Below are 20353 nucleotides of genomic sequence, written 5' to 3'. Positions count from 1 at the left end.
GGACGTGGCCGCGCCTTGGCCCGTCAGCGCATCAGCACCAGTTCCTCCGCCATCGACGGGTGCAGCGCCACCGTCGCGTCGAAGTCCGCCTTGGTCAGCCCCGCCTTCACCGCCACCGCGCAGACCTGCACGATCTCGGGCACGTCCGGGCCGATCATGTGGATGCCGAGCACCCGGTCGGTTTCCCCGTCGCATACCATCTTGTAGAGCGCCCGCTCGTTCCGCCCGGCCAGCACGTTCTTCATCGGCCGGAAGTCCGACGAATAGACCCGGACCGAGCCATAGCGGTTCTTCGCCTCCGCCTCGGTCAGGCCGACGCCGGCGATCGGCGGGTGGCTGAACACCGCGGCCGGCACGCAGCCATAATCGACCTTCGTCGGCTTGCCGCCATAGACACTGTCCGCGAACGCCTGACCCTCGCGGATCGCGACCGGGGTCAGCTGGATGCGGTTGGTCACGTCGCCGATCGCGTAGATCGAGGCACAGGTCGAACGATTGTCCTCATCGACCCGGATCGCACCGACGTCGTCCAACGCGACGCCCGCACTCTCCAGCCCCAGGCCTGTTGTATTGGGCCGCCGCCCGGTCGCGAACAGCACCTGGTCGACCACCACCGGCTCGTGATTGGCAAGATGGACGGTCAGGCACCCGTCCTCGCCCTTGTCGATCCCGTGGAAGGCGGCGTCGAAGCGGAACTCGATCCCCTTCATCGTCGAGATCTGGAGCAGCCGGTCGCGGATCTGCGCGTCGTATCCGCGTAGCAGCTCCTGGCTGCGATTGGCCAGGATCACATGGCTGCCGAACTGGTGGAAGATGCCGGCGAACTCGTTGGCGATATAGCCGCCGCCCGCGATCAGGATGCGCCTGGGCAGCTCGGGCAGGTGGAACACCTCGTTCGAGGTGATGCCGTGCTCGTGCCCCGGACATTCGGGGATCGCCGGATGCGCGCCGACCGCGACCAGGATGCGCTCCGCCGTCTTCTCGGTCCCGTCGGCCAGCCGCACGCTGTTCGGCCCGGTGACGACGGCGCGCTGGGAAATGATCTCGACACCGTTATTGTTCAGCGTCTGGGTATAGGCGCCGTTGATCCGGTCGACCTCGGCCATCACATTGTCGCGCAGCGTCGCCCACGAGAAGCTGCACGGGGAGGGCACGTCCCAGCCGAAATGCTTCGCGTCGCGCAGGTCCTCGGCAAAGTGCGCGCCATAGACGAGCAGCTTCTTGGGCACGCATCCGCGGATCACGCAGGTGCCGCCGACGCGATACTCCTCCGCCACCGCCACCCGCGCCCCATGCGCCGCCGCCACCCGCGACGCCCGCGTGCCGCCCGATCCGGCACCCAGGACGAATAGGTCGTAGTCATATTGGGGCATCAACTCGCTCCGGGAATGTCCAGCGCCGACCGCAGGCCGAGATGCTGGACGAAAGGTTCGAAATCGCGGTCGCTATAGAGCAGCGGCAGCCCGTCCACGATGCACCGCGTCGCGATCAGCGTGTCGATCGTCTTGCGCGGGGTTATGCCACGCCCGCGCAGAAAGCGATAATGACGGGCGGCGAGCGCGGCGACCTCCAGGTCGCCAACGGTCAGCGGTATCGCCAGCATCAGCCGCGCATGGGCCCTGCGCGCCGTCGCTTCGTTGGCGAATCCCTGCAGAACCTCGACCATGATGAGGTCACCGATCATCACGCGATCGGCGCCCAGCGCCTCGTCCAGCAGCTCGGTCTGTGGCGATCGGACGGCCCGGAAGAAATCGATCCAGACGCTGGAATCGACGACGATCAATCGATCGTCCGACGCGGTGTGTCGAGCCTCATCTCTTCGAGGTCGCCCTCCCAGCCGATCCCGCGAAGCTCGCGGATGGCGCTTTGGCGGCGGACATGCATCGCCGCCTTCAACGCCGATTCCACGGCCTCCTGTTCGCTATCGCCGCCGAAGATCCGCACGGCTCCGGCAACCAAGTCAGTGTCCAGCATGATGGTCGTCTGCATGATCTGCACCTCTCTCACGAAGATAGCGACCCCACCGCCCTCAATCCAGACCGGCCCGCCGGATCAGGTCGGTCGTCGACGGGTCGAACACCTGCCCGCCCGCATCCGCCGCCTTGGCCATCTCCTTGCCCAGCTCGACGCCGAACTGGTCGAAGCTGTTGATGCCCAGCAGCACCCCGTTCACGAAGGTCCGGTGCTCGTAGAAGGCGATCAGCGCCCCCAGCGTCCGCGCGTCGAGCACGTCGAGCAGCAGCGTCGAGGACGGCCGGTCGCCCGGATAGCTGCGCGCCGGGTCGTCGGCCGCCTTGCCCTTCATCAGCGCCGCCCCTTGGGCGAAGGCGTTGAGCAGCAGCTGGCGGTGGTGGTCCGGCGCCAGCGTGTCGCCCGCCTCGATCACCGCGATGAACTCGACCGGCACCAGGTGCGTGCCCTGATGGAGCAATTGGAACACCGCGTGCTGCGCGTCGGTGCCGACCCCGCCCCAGGTGATCGGCGCGGTCGGCCGTCCGACGGGCTGGCCGTCCACCGTCACCGACTTGCCGTTCGACTCCATCTCCAGCTGCTGGAGATAGCTCGGCAGCAGCCGCAGCCGCTCGTCATAGGCGAAGGGCGCGCGCGTCTCGGCCTTGCGTACCTGGGTGTAATAGAGGTCGGCGAACGCCGCGAGCGCCGGCGCATTCTCGCTCAGCTCGGCCAGGCGGAAATGCCGGTCCATCTCGGCCGCTCCCTCCAGCAGCTCCTCGAACGCCGACCAGCCGAGCCCGATCGCCGCCGGAAACCCGATCGACGACCAGAGCGAGTAACGGCCACCGACCCCTTCGGAGAAGGGCAGGATGCGCGTCTCGTCGACGCCCCACTCCATCGCCTTGTCGGGCGCCGCGGTCAGCGCGACGACGCGGCCATAGGGGTCCTCGACCCCGTGCTCGGTCATCCAGCTGATGACGCTGCCCGCGTTCAGCATCGTCTCGGTCGTCGTGAAGGTCTTGCTGGCGACCAGCAGCAATGTCGTCGCCGGATCGAACCGCTCGAAGACCTCCTCCAGCGCGACGCCGTCGACGTTCGATACGATCGCCACGTCGTAGCGCCGGTCCTCGCGGCCCAGTGCATCGACCAGCAGGTGGGGGCCCAGCGCCGATCCGCCGATGCCGACCTGCAGGACGTGGCGCACCTCGCCCAGCGCCCCCGCCTCGATCGCGTCGACCAGCATCCGCATCCGCTCGTGGAACCGGCGTGCCCGCGCGACGCTCTCGGGATTGCCCTCGCCGCGCTCGGCGGTGTGCTCGACCGGGCGGTCCTCGGTCACGTTGACATGCTCGCCGCCGAACATCGCATCGCGCTTGCCCGCCAGGTCCTGCGCCTCGGCAAGCGCCGCAAACGCCTCGATCGCGTCCGGCGTCAGGTGCGTCTTCGACCAGTCGAAATGGATGCCCGCCACGTCCAGGCTCAGCCGTGCCAGCCGGTCGGGGTCGCCGTCGAACAGCTCGGTCAGCCGGGGCGAGGGCAGGGCTTCGATCGCGGACCAGTCGGCCATCATGTCGTCTCCGATTGCGGCGCCCGGACGGGCGGAGTCACGGTGGAAACGTCCCATTGCCACACCCGGTGCCGTCCGCAAGCTTGACGTAATCCGCCGGCCACGCCACGCCGCCCGGCCATGGCAAAGGTCAAGACCGCGAACACGCCCTCCACCCGCTCCGAGGCGAACGAGACGCTGCGCTTCCTCCTGAAGCTGGCGCTGTTCGTGCTGATCCTGCGCAGCTTCATCGTCGCGCCCTTCTCGATTCCGTCCGAATCGATGCTGCCCCGGCTGCTGATCGGCGATTACCTATTCGTGTCGAAGTGGAACTATGGCTATTCGCGCTGGTCGCTGCCCGGCGGCGTCGTGCCGTTCCCCAGCATGCACTGGTCCGATCCGAAGCCCGGCGACGTGGTCGTCTTCCGCAGCCCCGATCCGGCTCCGGGCGATGCCAATCCGGAGCATGACGACCATGACGTCATCAAGCGGGTGATCGGCCTGCCCGGCGACACGGTGCAGATGCGCGGCGGGCAGCTGTTCCTGAACGGCAAGGCGATCCCCAAGCAGCGGATCGCCGACTTCATCCTGCCGCTCACCCCCAATTTCGACACCCGGCACTGCGACGCCGCGTTCCAGGACACGGTCGAGGGCCAGCCCGTCTGCCGCTATCGCCGCTATCGCGAGACGCTGCCGAACGGCAAGAGTTACGACGTGCTCGACCAGCGCGACATTCCCGCGGCGGACGATACCGGCGTCTACACCGTCGCGCCGGGCACCGTGTTCCTGATGGGCGACAATCGCGACGACAGCGCCGACAGCCGCTTCGCGCCACCGATGGGCATGGGCATGATCCCGATGGAGCGGGTCGAGGGGCGGGCGATGGTGTCGTTCTTCTCGACCGACGGCTCGGCCGAGTGGATCAAGCCCTGGACCTGGGTCTCGGCGGCACGCTGGAACCGGATCGGAGAGGGGTTCTGACGGTCGAGCCGCTCGACGACTGGCTGGCGCGCACGCTCGGCCGCGTACCCGCCGATCCGGCGCCGTTCGCGCGTGCGCTGACCCATGGCAGCCACGCGGCCGAGGATTATCAGCGGCTCGAATTTCTGGGTGACCGGGTGCTCGGGTTGGTCATGGCCGAGTGGCTGTGGGAATCGTTTCCGAGGGAGGCGGAGGGGCAATTGTCCAAGCGTCTCAACGCGCTGGTCACCGGCAGCGTCTGTGCGGAGGTCGCCCGCGAACTGGGCGTGCGCCCGCATCTGAAGCTCGGCAAGCAGGCGCTGGGCGACGGCGCCGGCGACAGCGACAATGTGCTGGGCGACGTGATGGAGGCACTGATCGGTGCGCTCTACCGCGACGCGGGGCTCGACGCGGCGCGCACCTTCGTCCGCCGTGTCTGGGGCGAGCGGGTGCAGCGCCATGCCAAGGCGCCGCAGCATCCCAAATCGGCGTTGCAGGAATGGGCGGCGGCGGCGGGGCGGCGCGCACCGGAATATAGGCTGCTCGACCGCTCCGGGCCGGGCCATGCGCCGCGCTTCACCGTCTCGGTCGCGATCGGCAGCTTCGCGAGCGCGGAGGCGACCGCGGGCAACAAGCAGGAGGCGGAGACCGCCGCGGCGCGCGCGCTCCTCGAAAAGGTGAAGTCATGAACGAACAACGCTGCGGCCTGGTCGCGGTGGTCGGCGCGCCCAATGCGGGCAAGTCGACCCTGGTCAACGCGCTGGTCGGCCAGAAAGTCGCGATCGTCAGTCCCAAGGCGCAGACGACGCGCACCCGCCTGCTCGGCGTCGCGATCGAGGGTGAGGCGCAGCTGCTGCTGGTCGACACGCCCGGCATCTTCGAACCCAAGCGCCGGCTCGACCGTGCGATGGTGTCGGCGGCGTGGAGCGGGACCGAGGGCGCCGACGTGCTCGCGCTGGTCGTCGATGCCAAAGGCGGGCTCGGCAGCAAGGTCACCGACATCGCCGAGGCGCTGAAGGATCGGCCCGAGCCGCGCCACCTGATCCTCAACAAGGTCGACCTGGCCGACAAGGCCAAGCTGCTGCTGCATGCCGAGCGGCTGAACGCGCTGCTGCCCTTCACCGAGACCTGGTTCGTGTCGGCGCAGACCGGCGACGGACTACCCGAGCTGAAATCGGCGCTGGCCAGGGCGATGCCGCCCGGCCCATGGCATTATCCCGAGGATCAGGTCTCCGACGCGACCGAGCGCGCGCTGGCGGCGGAAGTGACGCGCGAGCAGCTCTATCTCCAGCTCCACGCCGAGCTGCCCTATGCCAGCGCGATCGAGACGGAGAGATTCTCGGAACGCGAGGACGGATCGGTCGAGATCCACCAGCAGATACTGGTGGAGCGTCCGACCCAGCGCGCAATCGTGCTGGGGAAGGGCGGCGCCCGCATCCGCGAGATCGGCGCGCGCGCCCGCACCGAACTGGCCGCGATCATGGACCGGCCGGTGCATCTCTACCTGCACGTCAAGGTCAAGCCGGGCTGGGACGAGGATCGCCAGCTCTACCGCGATATCGGCCTGGATTGGGTCGAGTGACCGTCAACCTCCGCTGACGGTCACGATCGGCTGATATTCAGCGGCAGCGCACCTTGCCCTTGTCGATCGACCGGCCGAGCAGCGCACCGCCCGCACCCCCGGCCAGCGTGCCGAGCAGCCCGCCGCCGATCAGGTTGCCGACCACCGCACCGCCGACGCCGCCCACGACCAGGCCGGTTGTGCCGTCGTTGCGCCGGCAATAGGAGCGCCCGTCGCGGCCGCGATAGATGCGGTCCTCACGGCTCAGCCGCCGCTCGCGCGCATTGCTGCGGCGATAGTCGCGGCTGGCATCCCAGTTATCGTCGTCGCCATGCCACTGATAGTCCGGTCGATCCCGCCGTTGTGCCTCGACGGGCAGCGCGACGGAACTGGCGGTGGTGACCACCATCAGGGCGGCGAGCAGGGTGTTCTTCATGGGAAGGCTCCTTTCCTAGCCGCCTGAACGATCACCGACGCGATAGGGTTCACAGCAGCGAGGCGACCCATTCCGGCACCAGCGCCCCCGCCGTCCCGAGCCGTGTTTCGTCGAACGACCCACTGCCCGCCGACCGTTCGAGATTGAGTTCCAACGTCGTTGCCCCGGCCCTGGCAGCCACCCGCACGAAGCCCGCCGCAGGATAGACCGCTCCCGACGTCCCGATCGAGACGAACAGGTCGCACGTCGCCAAGGCTGCCTCGATGGCCTCCATTCGGTACGGCATCTCCCCGAAAAAGACGATGTCCGGCCGCAACCTGGCCGCACCGCAATGGGGACACGATGATCCCGGCGGCAGCGCACCGTCATGCGCGCGCCGCGCTCCGCAGGCGGCACATAGGGCCGACTTCAGCTCCCCATGCATGTGGACCAGCCGCCGCGACCCGGCGCGGTCGTGCAGATCGTCGACATTCTGCGTGGCGAGCAGGAAGTCGCCTGGCCACGCCGCCTCAAGCCGCGCCAAAGCACGATGCGCCGCATTCGGCGCCACCGCCCCCAGCGCGCCGCGCCGCAGGTCGTAGAAGCGGTGGACCAGCGCGGGATCGTGCGCCAGCGCCTCGGGCGTGCAGACATCCTCGACCCGGTGCCCCTCCCACAGCCCGCCGGGCCCACGAAAGGTCGCGATGCCGCTCTCGGCGGAGATGCCGGCCCCGGTCAGGACGACGATGCTGGGAGAGCCGGTCATCGGTACAGGATAGGACGGGATGCGCATGTCCGGAAGTGGTGGTAGCACGAACCCGCTGCGCGGGAGGGGCGTATGCGTCGCGGTTGAGGTAACGGAACGAGCGTTGCGCCTGGATTGAGCGCGGCAGGAGGCAGGCAGAGCATCGGGGCTCCACCAGAAGGAGCTCTGCCGTGACCACCCTCGTTCCTGTTGCCGTCAGCCCGCTACGCCAGCGCCTCATCGATGAGATGGATATACGGCGCTTCGGACACGGGACGCAGCGCAACTACCTCCGCGATGTCGGCCGGTTCGCGACCTTCCTGGGGCGCTCACCCGATACCGCGACGGCGGAAGACGTCCGGCGCTTCCAGATCGAGCAAGGCGAGATGGACGTGCCGGCGCCGACCATGAACGCCATCGTGTCGGCGCTGCGGTTCTTCTTCACGCAGACGCTCGACCGGCCCGACCTGGCGCGCAAGCTGGTCCGGATGCGGCATGAGCGCAAGCTGCCGGTGGTGCTGAGCCGGGACGAGGTGGCGCGCCTGCTCGATGCGACCACGTGCCTCAAGCATCAGGCGGCGCTGTCCGTTGCTTATGGTGCGGGACTCCGCGCCTCAGAGGTCGCCTCCCTCAAGGTGCGCGACATCGACAGCGAGCGCATGCTGCTCAGGGTCGAGCGCGGCAAAGGTGGGCGGTATCGCAACGCCATGCTCCCGACCGGGCTTTTGGCGTTGCTGCGGGAGTGGTGGCGCGTCGGTCGGCGGGAGCGCGTGTTGCACGTCGACGGCTGGCTGTTCCCCGGCCAGCACTACCTCAAGCCGCTCAGCACCCGGCAGCTGCACCGGATCGTCGTGGAGGCGAGCGTCGCGGCGGGCATCGGCAAGCGCGTCGGGCCGCACACGTTGCGGCACTGCTTCGCGACCCACCTACTCGAGGACGGGATCGACGTCCGGATTATCCAGACGCTACTGGGACACGCCAAGCTGGATACCACCGCCTATTACACCCAGGTCGCCACGCGGGTCCTGCGCAACGTGACCAGCCCGTTTGAACGGCTCGCGACCACCGCTGCGGAAGGGAAGGCGCCCAAGGGCTGAGCGGCGTTGCGCGCCTCACTCGAGGTTGCCGACATCTTCCGCGCTGCCGGTCCTGCGTACCGGGCCGCCCGCGCCGGCCACCTGAGCCTAGACCAGTTGAAGGTGATGTCGGCGGTCGAACACTGCCGCACCGCCGTCATGGGTGGTCACGTCGAGGCCTGCACCGAATGCGGGCACTGGCGGGTCGCCTACAACTCCTGCCGCAACCGGCATTGCCCGCGATGTCAGGGCGCGGCCGCGCGCATCTGGCTCGCCGAGCGCGAGGCCGACCTGCTGCCGGTCGGCTACTTCCATGTCGTTTTCACGTTGCCGGCCGAGGTCGCCGACATCGCTCTCCAGAACAAGGCGGCGGTCTACGGCCTGCTGTTCCAGGCGGCGTCCGAGACAATGACGACCATCGCCGCCGACCCGAAGCACCTTGGCGCCCGCATCGGCATCACCGCGGTGCTGCACACCTGGGGCTCGGCGATGACCCACCACCCGCACATCCACATGATCGTGCCCGGCGGCGGGCTCTCGCCCGACGACAGCCGCTGGATCTCGTCGCGCCCCGCGTTCCTCCTGCCCGTCAGGGTGCTGGGCAAGCTGTTCCGCCGCCTGTTCCTCACCCGGCTGATGGCGCTGCACGAAACCGGGCGGCTCGCCTTCCATAGCAGCCTCTCCCACCTCGGCGACCGGGGCGCGTTCCTGCGTCATCTCGCGCCGGTCAGGAAGAAGCGCTGGGTCGTCTACGCCAAGCCGCCGTTTGCCGGACCCGAGACGGTGCTCGCCTACCTGTCGCGCTATACCCACCGCGTCGCCATCTCGAACAGCCGGCTCCTGCGCTTCGACGAGGCCGGAGTGACGTTTCGCTACAAGGACTATCGCCGGGGCGGCGCCGACCGGCAGCAAGTCATGACGCTCGCCGCCGACGAATTCATTCGCCGCTTCCTGCTCCACGTCCTGCCGAAGGGCTTCCATCGCATCCGTCACTATGGCCTGCTCGCGGGCGCCACCCGCAAGGCGCATCTCGACCACGTCCGCCAGCTGCTCGGGGTCGCTCCGCCGGTCGAGGCCGATGTGCGGGTCGAGCCGGACGACACCCGCCCGCCATGCCCATGCTGCGGAGGGCACATGGTCGTCATCGAGACATTCGAACGTCAGCGCCAGCCTCGCGCGCCGCCAGCTCCTGCACCGTCACCCGGGACACAGGCGTCGTGATCCGGCACGGCCTGACAGCACCATACCCCGCAGCATCCATGCCTGCGGAGCCGATGTCACCTGCGCCGATCGCCGTCAGCGAGGTTGCTACCTTGAGCCAAGCTGAGCTGCCCACGCGGGTGAGCCCGTCATGGCCACCTGGATCCAGACCGTCCGCATCCAGGGTCGCGCCTGCACCCGCCGTGCCGCTCGTCATCCCCGTGGGACGAAAACCGAAAACCCCATAGCACGCCGCCCGTGGCCCGCGGGTTCGGGCCTCCAAGAGTTTCGTACGCCTGCCGGCATCCGAAACTCTTCAGGCAAACGGAGTAACTGCTTTCTGTGACCTTACGGCTGCAGTGTACGTTCGTTCACGTCGCCTCCACGGAGACCCTGCCCTCGGTGTGGCATCCCAACGTTCCGCTGGATTGAAAGCTGATAATCGGTCGAGAACGTGCATTGTTAATGCCAGTCTTGGCTTTCGAACGATGTACAAAAATGTACGCGGCTTAGTAACCGCGTGGCGGTACCTACAATGCGGTAGAGTCGCGGCAAAAAAGGTAGACGCGTAGCGAATGCCGTAAACGCTCGAATTCTGTATGATCGTGAGGGCAATTTCAATGCCGGACTGCGTGCCATAAAGCGCGAAGCGGCAGATACACTCGTCCGCAGCGTCGCCGGGCGAGAGGTCGGGCACGAGCACCTGGCGTACATAGGCGACGAAAGGGTCGCGTTTGATGCGGTCTTCGAGCACTATCGGCGCAACTACGCCGGCGCCGCGCAGACCGGCGACGAGGGTGGTGGTCGTCCGGTGTCCGTGGGACACGCCCGAGCGTAGCCGCTCACCGCGCCGGCCGCGGACATGGCGCTTTGCCATGTTGGTGGATGCCTAGGCCTCGTCGATGAACACCAGTCGCTCGGGGTTGGAGTTGAGTCGCTTGTCTCGACAACAGACGCTCTTCCATGCCGTTTACCCCGTCTCGCTCAGCTGCAACAGATCCTCATGTTTCGTGGAGCGATAAGCTATAACGAGCAAAGTACAAATCGCAGCAATGTTCAACGCTGCAAATGCCAAGCAGAAAGTATCCTCTTCTTGCTGCCAGACTACAAGATAGCTATTAAGTATTGAAGCTAACAAGTTAAAGCAAAAGTGAAATCCGCTCACCATCAAGAATGCAGCAGCCTTCTTGGCTCTATAGAGGCCAATCTGCAGCTTGGCCATTAGAACGTGAATGGTGGGGCGAAAAACTATGCCGACAAAGCTAAATAAGGGGAACAGTTGTGCAGTGGGGTGCTTGGATGCTGCTATGTTTTCTACTAATCCAAATAGGACACCTACTGAACTGGCGAGAATAGCGTTGACTTTATGCTTCGAAGCAAGCCTCCCTATCAGCGCAATTTTTACAACATCTTCTAATCCGGCTAAGGCAGCGACGACTGTCACTAAAAAACCACCTGATAGGTCAAATTGCTGAAAGAACGATTTTGTGCAGGATAACACAAGCCAACACAAAATTGTAACTAGCAGCGTCTTACATAAGACATTAAAATCAGATCTGGCGATTCCCAGTAAGTACGGAAGCGCTAAGCTTATTGTTATAGCTAACAGCATAGCGCCTCTCGCAGTTACTGAGCCGGTGTATATGGCGGCTGAGGTTGATCGATTTCACGAAACTTATGATATGGGCTGTGGTTCTCGTGCCTGCCTTCCAGTTCACCAGTGTTAGCCCAGTCTCCTACGTATCCAGCTCCCAACCAGAAAGCTGTAGCGCCACAGTCGATTACATTTTCATCGATGCCGGTGCCTACGGCGGCGGCCAAGACGTTGCGGACCCGCTTGAACGTGAGGCCTCCGGTCTCGCCAGCACCGAGCCCGGCGTCGTAGAAGGCGACCTGTTCGCTGGGCTTGATCGCTGGGTCCGGGCCAAGCCGCATCGCGCGATACATCTTGTAGACGTTAGACAGGCGCTGGTCCGGACGCAGGCCGCCCAGCTGGCCGGTACCATCAGAGAATATGAGGATGGTCTTCGACATCGTTTACGCGCCCGCCTGAGATCGGCCTCATATAGCGCTCAAGCCGACATCCGGAAAAGCGGCGACGTGACAAGCGGCGCCAGCACTCACCTCGGCGACAGCCCACTCAATTTTGTCCCCATGCAACGCGTCAGCCGGTAGCTGATCACCTGGAAGCCACTGAGCGCGCCAGTTGGCGTTGTCTGCGTCGCAGCCGGCTGAAACCGGCCACTTCGTCAACATGAACGGACTGGGGAAGTTGGGACGGGCGCGCACGCTTAAATGACCGCATTTGGGTCCTTTGAGCCGATGTAGATCATCAATTGATCCTAACGTTCGCCTCTGCTCCGTCCCACTTGCCGGTGAGGCCGGGCACCTCTTCAAGTTACTGGGCGTCATCGAAGCGACGTCATTCATCCCTGTAACGCACGATGTCGAAGCCGTGTCCGGTCAACTGAGGTACTTAGTCCAGTTCCGCCGCGGTAGATGTGTTCAGATCGATCATGAGAAACTCCAGCCAATTTGCCTGAACCAACGTCTGCTCGTTCTTTGCCGCAGCTTCTTTCGCGCGTTTGCGACTGGCTGGTCCCTGAGCAACGATGTATTGACCGAGGCGCTCAAGCGCAATCTGGCGTGCAGGCTTGCTTACTGCAGTGGCCAGAACAGCAGGATCAGCGGCGTTCCAACCGTTAGCACGAGAACGGAAAGCGGTGCGCCGAGCCGAGCATAATCGCCAAAGCGGTAACCCCCTGGACCGAGTACCAACGTGTTACATTGGTGACCGATCGGCGTCAGGAAGTCGCATCCTGCACCGACGGCGGTCGCCATCAGGAATGCTTCGGGGCGGTAACCCAGGTCGCCGGCGAACTGCGCGGCAATGGGCGCCATCACCAGCACGGTCGCAGCGTTGTTGAGGAACGGTGTGACTGCCATTGCTGCTGCGAGGATCAGCGCCACTGCACCCCAAACAGGGAGGGCGGTCGCGACCTGCGCCAGCGTTGTTGCAATCAGGTCTGATGCACCGGTCGTTCGGAGAGAATCGGACACCGGGATCAGGGCGCCAAGCATGATCAGAATTGGCCATTCGACATTGTCGTACGCTTCGCGCGGACTGATCGAGCCTGTCACCATGACCAGCCCCGCCGCGGCGAAGAAGGCAACCGCAACGGGTACCCATCCCAGTGCCGTCAACAGCATCGCACCGCCAAGGATCGAGATCGGCAACCAGGTCGCCCGCTTCGACCCCAACCGCAAATCGCGCTCTGCAAGCGGAAGGCAGCCAAGCTCCCGCAGCTTCTCAGGCATCGTGTCCAAGACACCTTGCAGCACGACAACATCACCCGCCCCGAGAGTGGTGTTCGCCAAACGCCGCGAAAGCCGCTCGCCGCGTCGAGAAATCGCGATGAGGTTGACGCCGAACCGGTGCTGAAGCCGCAGACGGCCAGCGGATTGACCTTCGAGCCGCGAACCGACGTTGATGACCGCCTCGATCACACCGATCTCGCTGGTCAGGTTGCCATTCTCCTTTTCGCGGCGCTCCTCCCCCTCGTACGCCAGGCGATCGCCGGCGATGACGCGTTCCAGCGCATCGGGATCGCCGCCCAGGATCAGCGTGTCGTCTTCGCGCAGGACAGTCTCCGCAACCGGTGGGCTGCGCAGGCCGGCACGCAACATCTGCGTTATGGTGACCTCATTCTCGTGTCGATCGAGGAAGGCCTGTATCGTCTCCCCGATCGCGGGAGAACCGGTCGGCAGGACCACCTCCGTCACATACCCCCGGATGTCCAGCGCTTCGCCCATCGTTGGTGCGGCGCGGCGATCGCGCGGAAGCAGACGGTAGCCGAAACGCAGGTAGACCAGCCCCATCACGAACAGCCCGAGGCCGACGGGCGTGTAGTCGAACATCCCGAACGCTTCGCCCGTCATCTCCTCGCGCACGCGGCTGACGATGATGTTCGGAGATGTGCCCACCAGCGTCATGAGGCCGCCGAGAAGCGCGGCGAACGACATCGGCATCAGAAAGACGGACGGACTGGCGTCGTTCTTCTTGGCCATCTGGAACGACGCCGGCATTAGCATGGCGAGCGCCCCGATGTTCTTCACGAGTGCGCTGGCGATGCCGACCGATGCCGTGAGCACGATGAGCTGGGACCGTACACGCGTGACCCGTCGCCCGATGACCCGAAGGCCGCGCTCGATTACACCCGATCGCTGTACTGCCGCCGAGATGACCAGTGCCGAGCCGACAATCACGACGATGTCGTCGGAGAAGCCTTTGAAGGCGTCTTCCGGACTCACGATGCCGAGGGCCAACGCTGCCAGCAGCGCCAGGATCGCCGTCACATCGTAGCGGAAGCGACCCCACAGGAAGAGCGCCATCATGCCGATAAGCGTCGCGATGGAAAGGATTTGGGGAGTGGTCATGCTGGAGCCAGAATGCGTGAAAGGTCCGTCGATCTCCGGCGGTGAACCGATTGCTCGGATTATATGATCGGGCGCAGCGTAGAACCGAAGACCCGGATCGGCGCGGGCTCACGCTCCTACGATGCGCCGGCATTTTCGAAGCACTGCCCCGAAGAATGTTCGTCTAGTTCAAGGGTGAACGAGTGGCGGAAAGCAAGTGGCGAGCCGGTCATGACGGATGACCGTTTTTGGGTTTTTTCCGCCGCAGGTCCTTACGTGCCTTGCTTTGCCTTCCGCGGCTTTAGTGTCGGCAGCTCGGCCGCCGTGATGCGCAGCAGCTCGCCGAGCCAGTCGGCATCGTCCCAACGAGTGGGCGCATTAAGCATCTGTGGTTTGGCGCCTGAATACGGCGCCGCTTCAGACACGGGTTCGGCATGGGCGCGTCCAGATACCGTCGGCTTAACGAAGAGCTGATCGTCGCAGACCGAGCCGATCATCTTGCCGTCGACGTAGACGCCGTACTCACCGAACGTTGGCTTAGCCGTCACCGCGCCGGCGCCGGTCGCCTGTTCAAGCAGGAAACCGATTGTGCGCTGCTGCGTGGCCATACACTGATCCTAACAGGCGACCATCACCGAAGGCAACGGAGTGGCCAAAAGCAGCATCGCCGAGCATCGTGAACGAGCGGCCGCATTCGGGGTAGATCGATACGCCGCTGGATGGCCGATTGTGGGTCCTTCAGATCTCGGTTCGCTCTGACAGTTCCAGGGCATCCCCGATGTCCACGCCCAGATAACGGACCGTGCTGTCTATCTTGGCGTGACCGGGAAGGATCTGAACGGCACGAAGATTGCCGGTCGCCTTATAGATGATTGATACCTTCGTCGGACGCAGTGAGTGCGTCCCGTAATCCTGAGGGGAAGGCCGATGCCGACCACCCACTCATGCACGAGGCGGGCATATTGCCGCGTGCTCACGTGGGTCATGTAGTTGTTTCGGATCGGAAAGACGAAGTCGTTCAGTGTCCCGCCGCGACGCTCCAACTACGCCGCATCGTCTTTCGTGCCGTGTCCATCAGTTCGAACTGGACCGGTCGCTTGGTCTTCTGCTTAATCACAACGCCGCGGTCACGGACGCGTCCGCCGGAAACTACATCGCCGATCCGCACCCGGAGCACATCACAGCCGCGCAGCTTGCTGTCGATGGCGAAGTCGAACAGCGCTCGATCGCGCAGTCGTCGATGCTGGTCGAGAAAGAAGCGAATGGCCCAGACCTGTTGCTGTTTCAGCGCCCGCTTCGCACCGATTAGCCAACCCTCGTTCCAAGGTCGAAAATCGTGAAAGGCGGGGTCCATCGACGAGCGCCCCATCGCTCATCTCCATTGGGACGGACCGGCCAATCGAGTTTACGCAAGCGCGGTGAACAAACGGTTTGGAATGTGGTTGATCCGACATTGGTTGTACTGGACGAGCGGCCGATTCCGGGCGGCGCTTCGTAGTCGCTGAGCCGCCAAAAATGGGTCATAGCCGTCCGCGGATACCGCCGATGATCTGGCGCGCGGTGTCGGCCACGACCTGCGCTGCACCACGATCGCCTTTCGCCATCGACGTCATGAACGCCTTGGCCTGCTCGATCGTGACATGCGGCGGCAGCGGAGCGACGTTGGGATCGGTCTTCACCTCCAGCACCACCGGCCGATCGGCGGTGAGCGCCCGGTCCCAGGCTGCGCTGAGCTGCTCGGGATCGTCGACGAAGATGCCGGTCAGGCCCAGCATCTCGGCAAAGCGCGCGTAAGGAACGTCGGGCAGCGACTGTGTCGTCGGGAAACGGGGATTGCCCTCCATGACCCGCTGTTCCCAAGTCACCTCGTTCAGGTCTTCGTTGTTGAAGACGCAGACGATCAGCCGCGGGTCGGCCCAGCGCTGCCAGTATTTCTGGATGGTGATGAGCTCGGCCATGTTGTTCATCTGCATCGCGCCGTCGCCGACCAGCGCGACGACCGGCCGGATCGGATGCGCGAACTTGGCCGCGATCGCGTAGGGGACGGCGGCGCCCATCGAGGCGAGCCCGCCCGACAGCGAGCCGCGCTGACCGCGCTTCACCTGCCAGTCGCGCGCGTACCAGTTGGCGCACGACCCAGAGTCCGAGGTGACGATCGCGTCGGCGGGGAGGCGCGGCGACATCTCGTAGATGACGCGCTGCGGATTGACCGGCGATGCGTCGGCCATGGCGCGGCCCTTCAGAGTCTCGCGCCAGTCATCCATGCCGGCGATGATGCCGTCCTGCCAGCCGCGATCCTGCTGCTGGGTCAGGAGCGGGAGCAGCCCGCGCAACGTCTCGCCGGCATCGCCGTGGAGGTTGACCTCGACCGGGTAGCGCAGCCCCAGCATTTCGGGCGCGATGTCGATCTGGACGGCGCGTGCTTGCCCGTCGGCAGGCAGGAACTCTGCCCAGGGAAAGCCGGTGCCAATCATCAGCAGCGTGTCGCAGCCCTCCATCATGTCGGACGACGGCTTGGTGCCGAGCAGCCCGATAGCGCCGGTGACGAAGGGCAGTTCGTCGGGCAGCACGTCCTTGCCGAGCAGCGCCTTGGCGACGCCCGCGCCCAGCCGCTCGGCGACCGCGACGACCTCGTCGGCGGCGTCGCGTGCGCCCGCACCGACCACGATCGCGACCTTGCGTCCCGCATTCAGCACCTCGGCCGCGCGGCGGAGATCGGCGTCGTGCGGAACGATGCGGGGAGGGGAGTAGCCCGGCCCTGAGCGGGTGAAGCCGTGTGCACGCTTCGGCTCCTCCCAGGCCATGTCCTGCAAGTCCTTCGGCAGGATCAGCACGGTCACGCCGTTACGTGACTTGGCGACGCGCAGACCGCGGTCGACCAGATGGCGCAATTGCGCGGGGGCGGCCGCCTCCTGCACGAAGTCGGCGACGTCGGCGAACATCCGGTCGAGGTTCAGCTCCTGCTGGTAGCTCGCGCCGCGCACCGTCGTCTCCGCCTGCCCGGCGATGGCGAGGACGGGCATGTGGTCGCTCTTGGCGTCGTAGAGCCCGGTGATAAGGTGGGTCGCCCCCGGACCGCCCGTCGAGAGGCAGACGCCCAGCTCGCCGGTGAACTTCGCGTGCGCGGTCGCCATGAAGGCAGCCATTTCTTCGTGGCGCACCTGGATGAACTCGATCTCACCGTCGGTGCCCTCCGCCCGCTGGAGCGCACCCAGCACGCCGTTGATGCCGTCGCCCGAGTAGCCGTAGATGCGGGTCACGCCCCACGCCTTGAGCCGTTCGACGAAGAAGTCGCTGGTGAGCTGGGTCGTGCGGAAATCCTGTGATCGATGCTGCCGAAGCTGAACGCCCCGGCGACAGTTATGTCCGCCGCTGGTCGTGGACGGACGCAATTGCGACGTCCGGCTGAAGAGGTTCTATTAAGAAGCGCCGCCCTCGTCGCCTCACTGCTCTCCCCAGATCGCCATCACGCGGGCGACTACCGGACGTTTCTTGATCTGCCTGAGGTGGGCATCGAGCGCGGGCGGCAGTGGCACGTTCGTCTCGGAAGCCCAGCGCTCGACGTAGAACAGCGCAGCATCCGCCACGCCGAACCGATCGCCTGCCGCCCAGTCGCGCCCGGCAAGCTGATCGGCGATGATCGCGAACGCCTCCGCGAGCATCGTCTCGCCCTGCTTCTTTACCGATGCCTGACCGAGCCCGATCGTCTGGTGGACCGGATCCTGCGGCTCGAAGCGTGCCGGCATGAAGATCCGTCCATACGCCTGTCCGTGGATCGTGCCCGTCACATAGTCGGTGAGCGACAGTGCCCGCTGCTCCTCGTCGGGGTCGGTTGGCATGAGCCCTAGATCGGGAGCCTGTCGGGCAAGCCACACGGCGATCGCACCGAACTCGGTCAGCACGCGCCCGTCATCGGCGATCAGCGTCGGGACCTTGCCCTTCGGATTGATCGCCTTGAACCACGTTTCTTCAGTAGCACCGCCCTGAACGTCGATCTTCTCGGTCTCGTAGGCCCTGCCGATCTCTTCCAGCAGGATGTGAATACCAATCGCGCAGGTGTGCGGACCCCAATACAGCTTCATGATCGTGTTCTCTCATCTATCTAGGTCGACGGATGTGCGTCGACGCCGTAGGTGAACGTACGGTCCGCGGGTCGGCTGCGAGCACTTCGGATGGATTGACACCGAGCCGTCACTCGACGTGGGCCGGCTCACCGGTCCATAGCTAACAGCTTGTCGACGGTAATCGGTAGTGAGCGCACGCGCTTTCCCGTCGCGTGAAAGATCGCATTGGCGACAGCCGCGGCGGTGCCGACGATGCCGATCTCGCCCAGCCCCTTGACGCCTAGCGGTGTGACCTCGGGATCGGGTTCGTCGACGAAAATCACGTCGACGTCCTCGATGTCGGCATGGGCTGGGACGTGATACTCGGCGTAATTGTGGTTCATCCAGCGGCCGAGCGTCGCATCGATGAACGTCTCCTCGTGCAGGGCCATGCCGATCCCCATCACGACGCCGCCGAGAATTTGGCTGCGCGCGGTGCGGGGATTGATGATGCGTCCCGCGGCCACCGCGTTGACGACGCGGGTGACGCGAACCTGGTCGAGCTCCTCGTCGACGCGCACCTCGACGAACACCGCGCTGTGCGTGTTTCGCGCCTTTTTCGCCATGGAGACCATGTCGGAGAGGCCGGGCTTGGCGGTCTCCTCCACCTCGATCACGTCGAGTCCGCCGGCGCGCATCGCGTCGGTCAGGCTGACGCGCTTGGTGGGATCGCTCTTCAAAACCATCTCGCCATCGACGAAGTCGAGGTCGTCGATCGACTGGGCGCCCCACAGCGGCCGGTTCTCGACCTTGTCCGCCGCCTTGAACAGCTTCTCGGCGACGCTGCGGCAGGCGAGCTGCACCGCCGCGCCGGTCGACGCCGCCGCCCACGATCCGCCTTCGACCGGTGCCGCCGGCAGGTCACTGTCGCCGAGCCGCGCGGTGATGCGGTCGGGCGACAGGCCCAGCGTGTCGGCGGCGACCTGCGTCATCACCGTGTAGGTGCCGGTGCCGATGTCGGATGTCGCGCTCGCCACTTCGAGGTCGCCGTTGGCGGACAGCCTAGCGCGTGCCGAGGTCTTGGAGAACTGCGCGTCCCACATGCCGGTGGCGACGCCCCAGCCGATCAACTCGCGATCCTCCTTCATCGACCGCGGCTCCGGCGAGCGCTCCGCCCAGCCAAACCGCTCCGCGCCTTCGCGATAGGCCTCACGCAGCGCCTTGGAGGTAAACGGCACCTGGTTCATCGCCTCGGTCTCGGAATAGTTTATCATCCGAAATTCGAGCGGGTCGACCTTCGCCTCGTACGCCATCTCATCGATCGCGATCTCGAACAGCCCCATACCCGTGACCGCGCCCGGCGCGCGCATATCGGCCGAGGTGTAGGTATCGCGCGGCGCGATCGTGTAGTGCCCCTCGGCGTTGGGGCAGTCGTAATTCATCATGCCCCAGGTGACGATATCCTCCATGTTGTTCTCGAACCGCGAGGTCGAGGTGGTGGCATCGCCGTAGATCGAGGTGAGCTTGCCGGTATGCTCCGCACCTAGCCGGATCTCGTATGTGCACTCGGGCCGGTGCGCGTGATAGAACATCTGCTGTCGGGTCATGACGACGCGAACCGAGCGTTCGAGCAGGATCGCGCCCATCGTCGCGAGCTGGACCTGCCATTGCGGCCGCAACCCCGAGCCGAAGCCGCCGCCAACATAGGCGTTCACGACGCGAACGTCCTTCTTGGACAGCTTGAACGCGCCGGCGAGATAGCTTTGCGTGTTCTGCGATCCCTGGACCTTGTCGTAGACCGTGATCTTGCCGTCGCCGTGCCACTCGACGGTGGAGGCGTGCATCTCCATCGGATTGTGGTGCTCGGTGGCCAGACGGTACTCGCCCGACACCTTGAGGGCCGCGGCGTCGAAGGCGGCACCCGCGTCGCCGCGTGCCTTGGGCGGGTGGAAGGTGTTGCGGCGCATACCTTTGGGCGGCAGGAACTTCTCGGCGAGCGACGTGTCGAAGTCGACGTTGTGCGCTTCGGCATCATAGTCGATCTGGACAAGACCGGCAGCGAAGCGGGCCGCCTCGAACGTCTCGGCGATAACCAGCGCGACCGGTTGGCCGGCAAAGAGAACACGGTCGTCGTGGAGTGCCTTGAACGGGTCGCCCGGAATGCTGAGCTCGTCCTTCCAGCTATGGTCGAGCCAAGCCTGCTTGGGCCGGTTCTCGTGCGTCATCACCTCGACCACGCCCGGCACCGCGCGGGCGGCGGCATCGTCGATCGACACGATGCGACCCTTGGCGATGCGGGCGGGAACAGCGACGCCGTAGAGGAGATCGGGCACCGCATACTCCGCGGCGTATTTCGCGCGGCCGGTCACCTTGTCGGCGCCGTCGACGCGGGCGAGGGGAGTGCCGATGCCGACCTTGTGGGGAGCGTTCATGGTGAT

At 65.4% G+C, this 20353-nt stretch carries 18 protein-coding genes and 2 pseudogenes; 5 read left to right on the top strand and 15 right to left on the bottom strand.

Annotated features, from left to right (window positions below; genetic code table 11):
- Window positions 1-23: 23 nt before the first annotated feature.
- From gorA to pgi, 4 genes are read right to left on the bottom strand one after another with little or no spacing between them, the layout of a single operon-like run.
- On the bottom strand, window positions 24-1373 hold the full coding sequence (gorA, locus tag Q5H91_RS06835) for a glutathione-disulfide reductase (protein WP_305172552.1): 1350 nt from the start codon (window positions 1371-1373) through the stop codon (window positions 24-26).
- A complete protein-coding gene (vapC, locus tag Q5H91_RS06830) occupies window positions 1373-1783 on the bottom strand; it encodes a type II toxin-antitoxin system VapC family toxin (protein WP_305172551.1) in 411 nt (136 codons plus the stop codon). Before vapC ends, gorA begins: the two co-directional genes overlap by 1 nt.
- Window positions 1780-1989, bottom strand: a complete 210-nt coding sequence (locus tag Q5H91_RS06825; RefSeq protein WP_305172550.1) for a type II toxin-antitoxin system VapB family antitoxin — start codon at window positions 1987-1989, stop codon at window positions 1780-1782. The genes vapC and Q5H91_RS06825 overlap by 4 nt, the downstream gene beginning before the upstream one ends.
- Window positions 1990-2029: 40 nt before the next feature.
- Complete coding sequence (gene pgi / locus Q5H91_RS06820; RefSeq protein WP_305172549.1) at window positions 2030-3523, bottom strand: glucose-6-phosphate isomerase; 1494 nt, start codon at window positions 3521-3523, stop codon at window positions 2030-2032.
- 117 nt (window positions 3524-3640) lie between these two features.
- On the opposite strand from pgi, the gene lepB reads away from it, so the two are divergent.
- The 3 genes from lepB to era are packed head-to-tail and all read left to right on the top strand — an operon-like array spanning window position 3641 to window position 6041.
- Complete coding sequence (gene lepB, locus Q5H91_RS06815; protein WP_305172548.1) at window positions 3641-4480, top strand: signal peptidase I; 840 nt, start codon at window positions 3641-3643, stop codon at window positions 4478-4480.
- Window positions 4477-5148 (top strand): ribonuclease III, encoded by a 672-nt coding sequence (gene rnc / locus Q5H91_RS06810; RefSeq protein WP_305172841.1) that lies wholly within the window; start codon window positions 4477-4479, stop codon window positions 5146-5148. Before lepB ends, rnc begins: the two co-directional genes overlap by 4 nt.
- Window positions 5145-6041 carry a GTPase Era gene (gene era / locus Q5H91_RS06805; protein WP_305172547.1) on the top strand — a complete coding sequence of 299 codons (897 nt, stop codon included), beginning with the start codon at window positions 5145-5147 and terminating at the stop codon, window positions 6039-6041. Before rnc ends, era begins: the two co-directional genes overlap by 4 nt.
- Window positions 6042-6078: 37 nt before the next feature.
- On the opposite strand, the gene Q5H91_RS06800 is transcribed toward era, so the two are convergent.
- Together Q5H91_RS06800 and Q5H91_RS06795 are read right to left on the bottom strand one after the other, a co-directional pair.
- Window positions 6079-6456, bottom strand: coding sequence for a glycine zipper 2TM domain-containing protein (locus tag Q5H91_RS06800; protein ID WP_305172546.1), 378 nt, complete (start codon window positions 6454-6456; stop codon window positions 6079-6081).
- 49 nt (window positions 6457-6505) lie between these two features.
- Window positions 6506-7201, bottom strand: a complete 696-nt coding sequence (locus tag Q5H91_RS06795; RefSeq protein ID WP_305172545.1) for an NAD-dependent deacylase — start codon at window positions 7199-7201, stop codon at window positions 6506-6508.
- Between the two features lie 170 nt (window positions 7202-7371).
- Here Q5H91_RS06795 and Q5H91_RS06790 point away from each other — a divergent pair, with 170 nt between their 5' ends.
- A complete protein-coding gene (locus Q5H91_RS06790) occupies window positions 7372-8277 on the top strand; it encodes a tyrosine-type recombinase/integrase (protein ID WP_305172544.1) in 906 nt (301 codons plus the stop codon).
- Window positions 8278-8283: 6 nt separating this feature from the next.
- Window positions 8284-9477 (top strand): IS91 family transposase, encoded by a 1194-nt coding sequence (locus Q5H91_RS06785; RefSeq protein ID WP_305172543.1) that lies wholly within the window; start codon window positions 8284-8286, stop codon window positions 9475-9477.
- A 652-nt stretch (window positions 9478-10129) separates the two neighbouring features.
- Here Q5H91_RS06785 and Q5H91_RS16540 read toward each other — a convergent pair.
- From Q5H91_RS16540 to Q5H91_RS06745, 9 genes and pseudogenes are all read right to left on the bottom strand, one after another.
- Window positions 10130-10381: pseudogene (locus tag Q5H91_RS16540) on the bottom strand (transposase); the annotation flags it as partial.
- 45 nt (window positions 10382-10426) lie between these two features.
- Window positions 10427-10900 (bottom strand): hypothetical protein, encoded by a 474-nt coding sequence (locus Q5H91_RS06780; RefSeq protein ID WP_305172542.1) that lies wholly within the window; start codon window positions 10898-10900, stop codon window positions 10427-10429.
- A gap of 182 nt (window positions 10901-11082) precedes the next feature.
- On the bottom strand, window positions 11083-11490 hold the full coding sequence (locus Q5H91_RS06775; protein WP_305172541.1) for a T6SS phospholipase effector Tle1-like catalytic domain-containing protein: 408 nt from the start codon (window positions 11488-11490) through the stop codon (window positions 11083-11085).
- Window positions 11491-12114: 624 nt separating this feature from the next.
- Window positions 12115-13893: an SLC13 family permease gene (locus tag Q5H91_RS06770; RefSeq protein WP_305172540.1), complete on the bottom strand. Its 1779-nt coding sequence runs from the start codon at window positions 13891-13893 to the stop codon at window positions 12115-12117.
- 251 nt (window positions 13894-14144) lie between these two features.
- The gene (locus Q5H91_RS06765; protein ID WP_305172539.1) at window positions 14145-14480 is read right to left on the bottom strand and encodes a TfoX/Sxy family protein; all 336 of its coding nucleotides are present in this window, start codon (window positions 14478-14480) and stop codon (window positions 14145-14147) included.
- A gap of 130 nt (window positions 14481-14610) precedes the next feature.
- Window positions 14611-15241, bottom strand: a pseudogene (locus Q5H91_RS06760) (tyrosine-type recombinase/integrase).
- Window positions 15242-15392: 151 nt separating this feature from the next.
- Entirely contained in the window at window positions 15393-17264 is a 1872-nt protein-coding gene (locus Q5H91_RS06755) for a thiamine pyrophosphate-requiring protein (RefSeq protein ID WP_305172538.1), read from the bottom strand.
- A gap of 51 nt (window positions 17265-17315) precedes the next feature.
- The gene (locus Q5H91_RS06750) at window positions 17316-17954 is read right to left on the bottom strand and encodes a glutathione S-transferase family protein (RefSeq protein ID WP_305172537.1); all 639 of its coding nucleotides are present in this window, start codon (window positions 17952-17954) and stop codon (window positions 17316-17318) included.
- 128 nt (window positions 17955-18082) lie between these two features.
- Window positions 18083-20347, bottom strand: coding sequence for a xanthine dehydrogenase family protein molybdopterin-binding subunit (locus tag Q5H91_RS06745; protein ID WP_305172535.1), 2265 nt, complete (start codon window positions 20345-20347; stop codon window positions 18083-18085).
- Between the last annotated feature and the right edge of the window lie 6 nt (window positions 20348-20353).

Source organism: Sphingomonas aurea (assembly GCF_030678875.1).
GTDB lineage: Bacteria > Pseudomonadota > Alphaproteobacteria > Sphingomonadales > Sphingomonadaceae > Sphingomonas > Sphingomonas aurea.
Note: the sequence above shows the minus strand (reverse complement) of the source record. Positions and strands in the feature narration are given on the sequence as shown.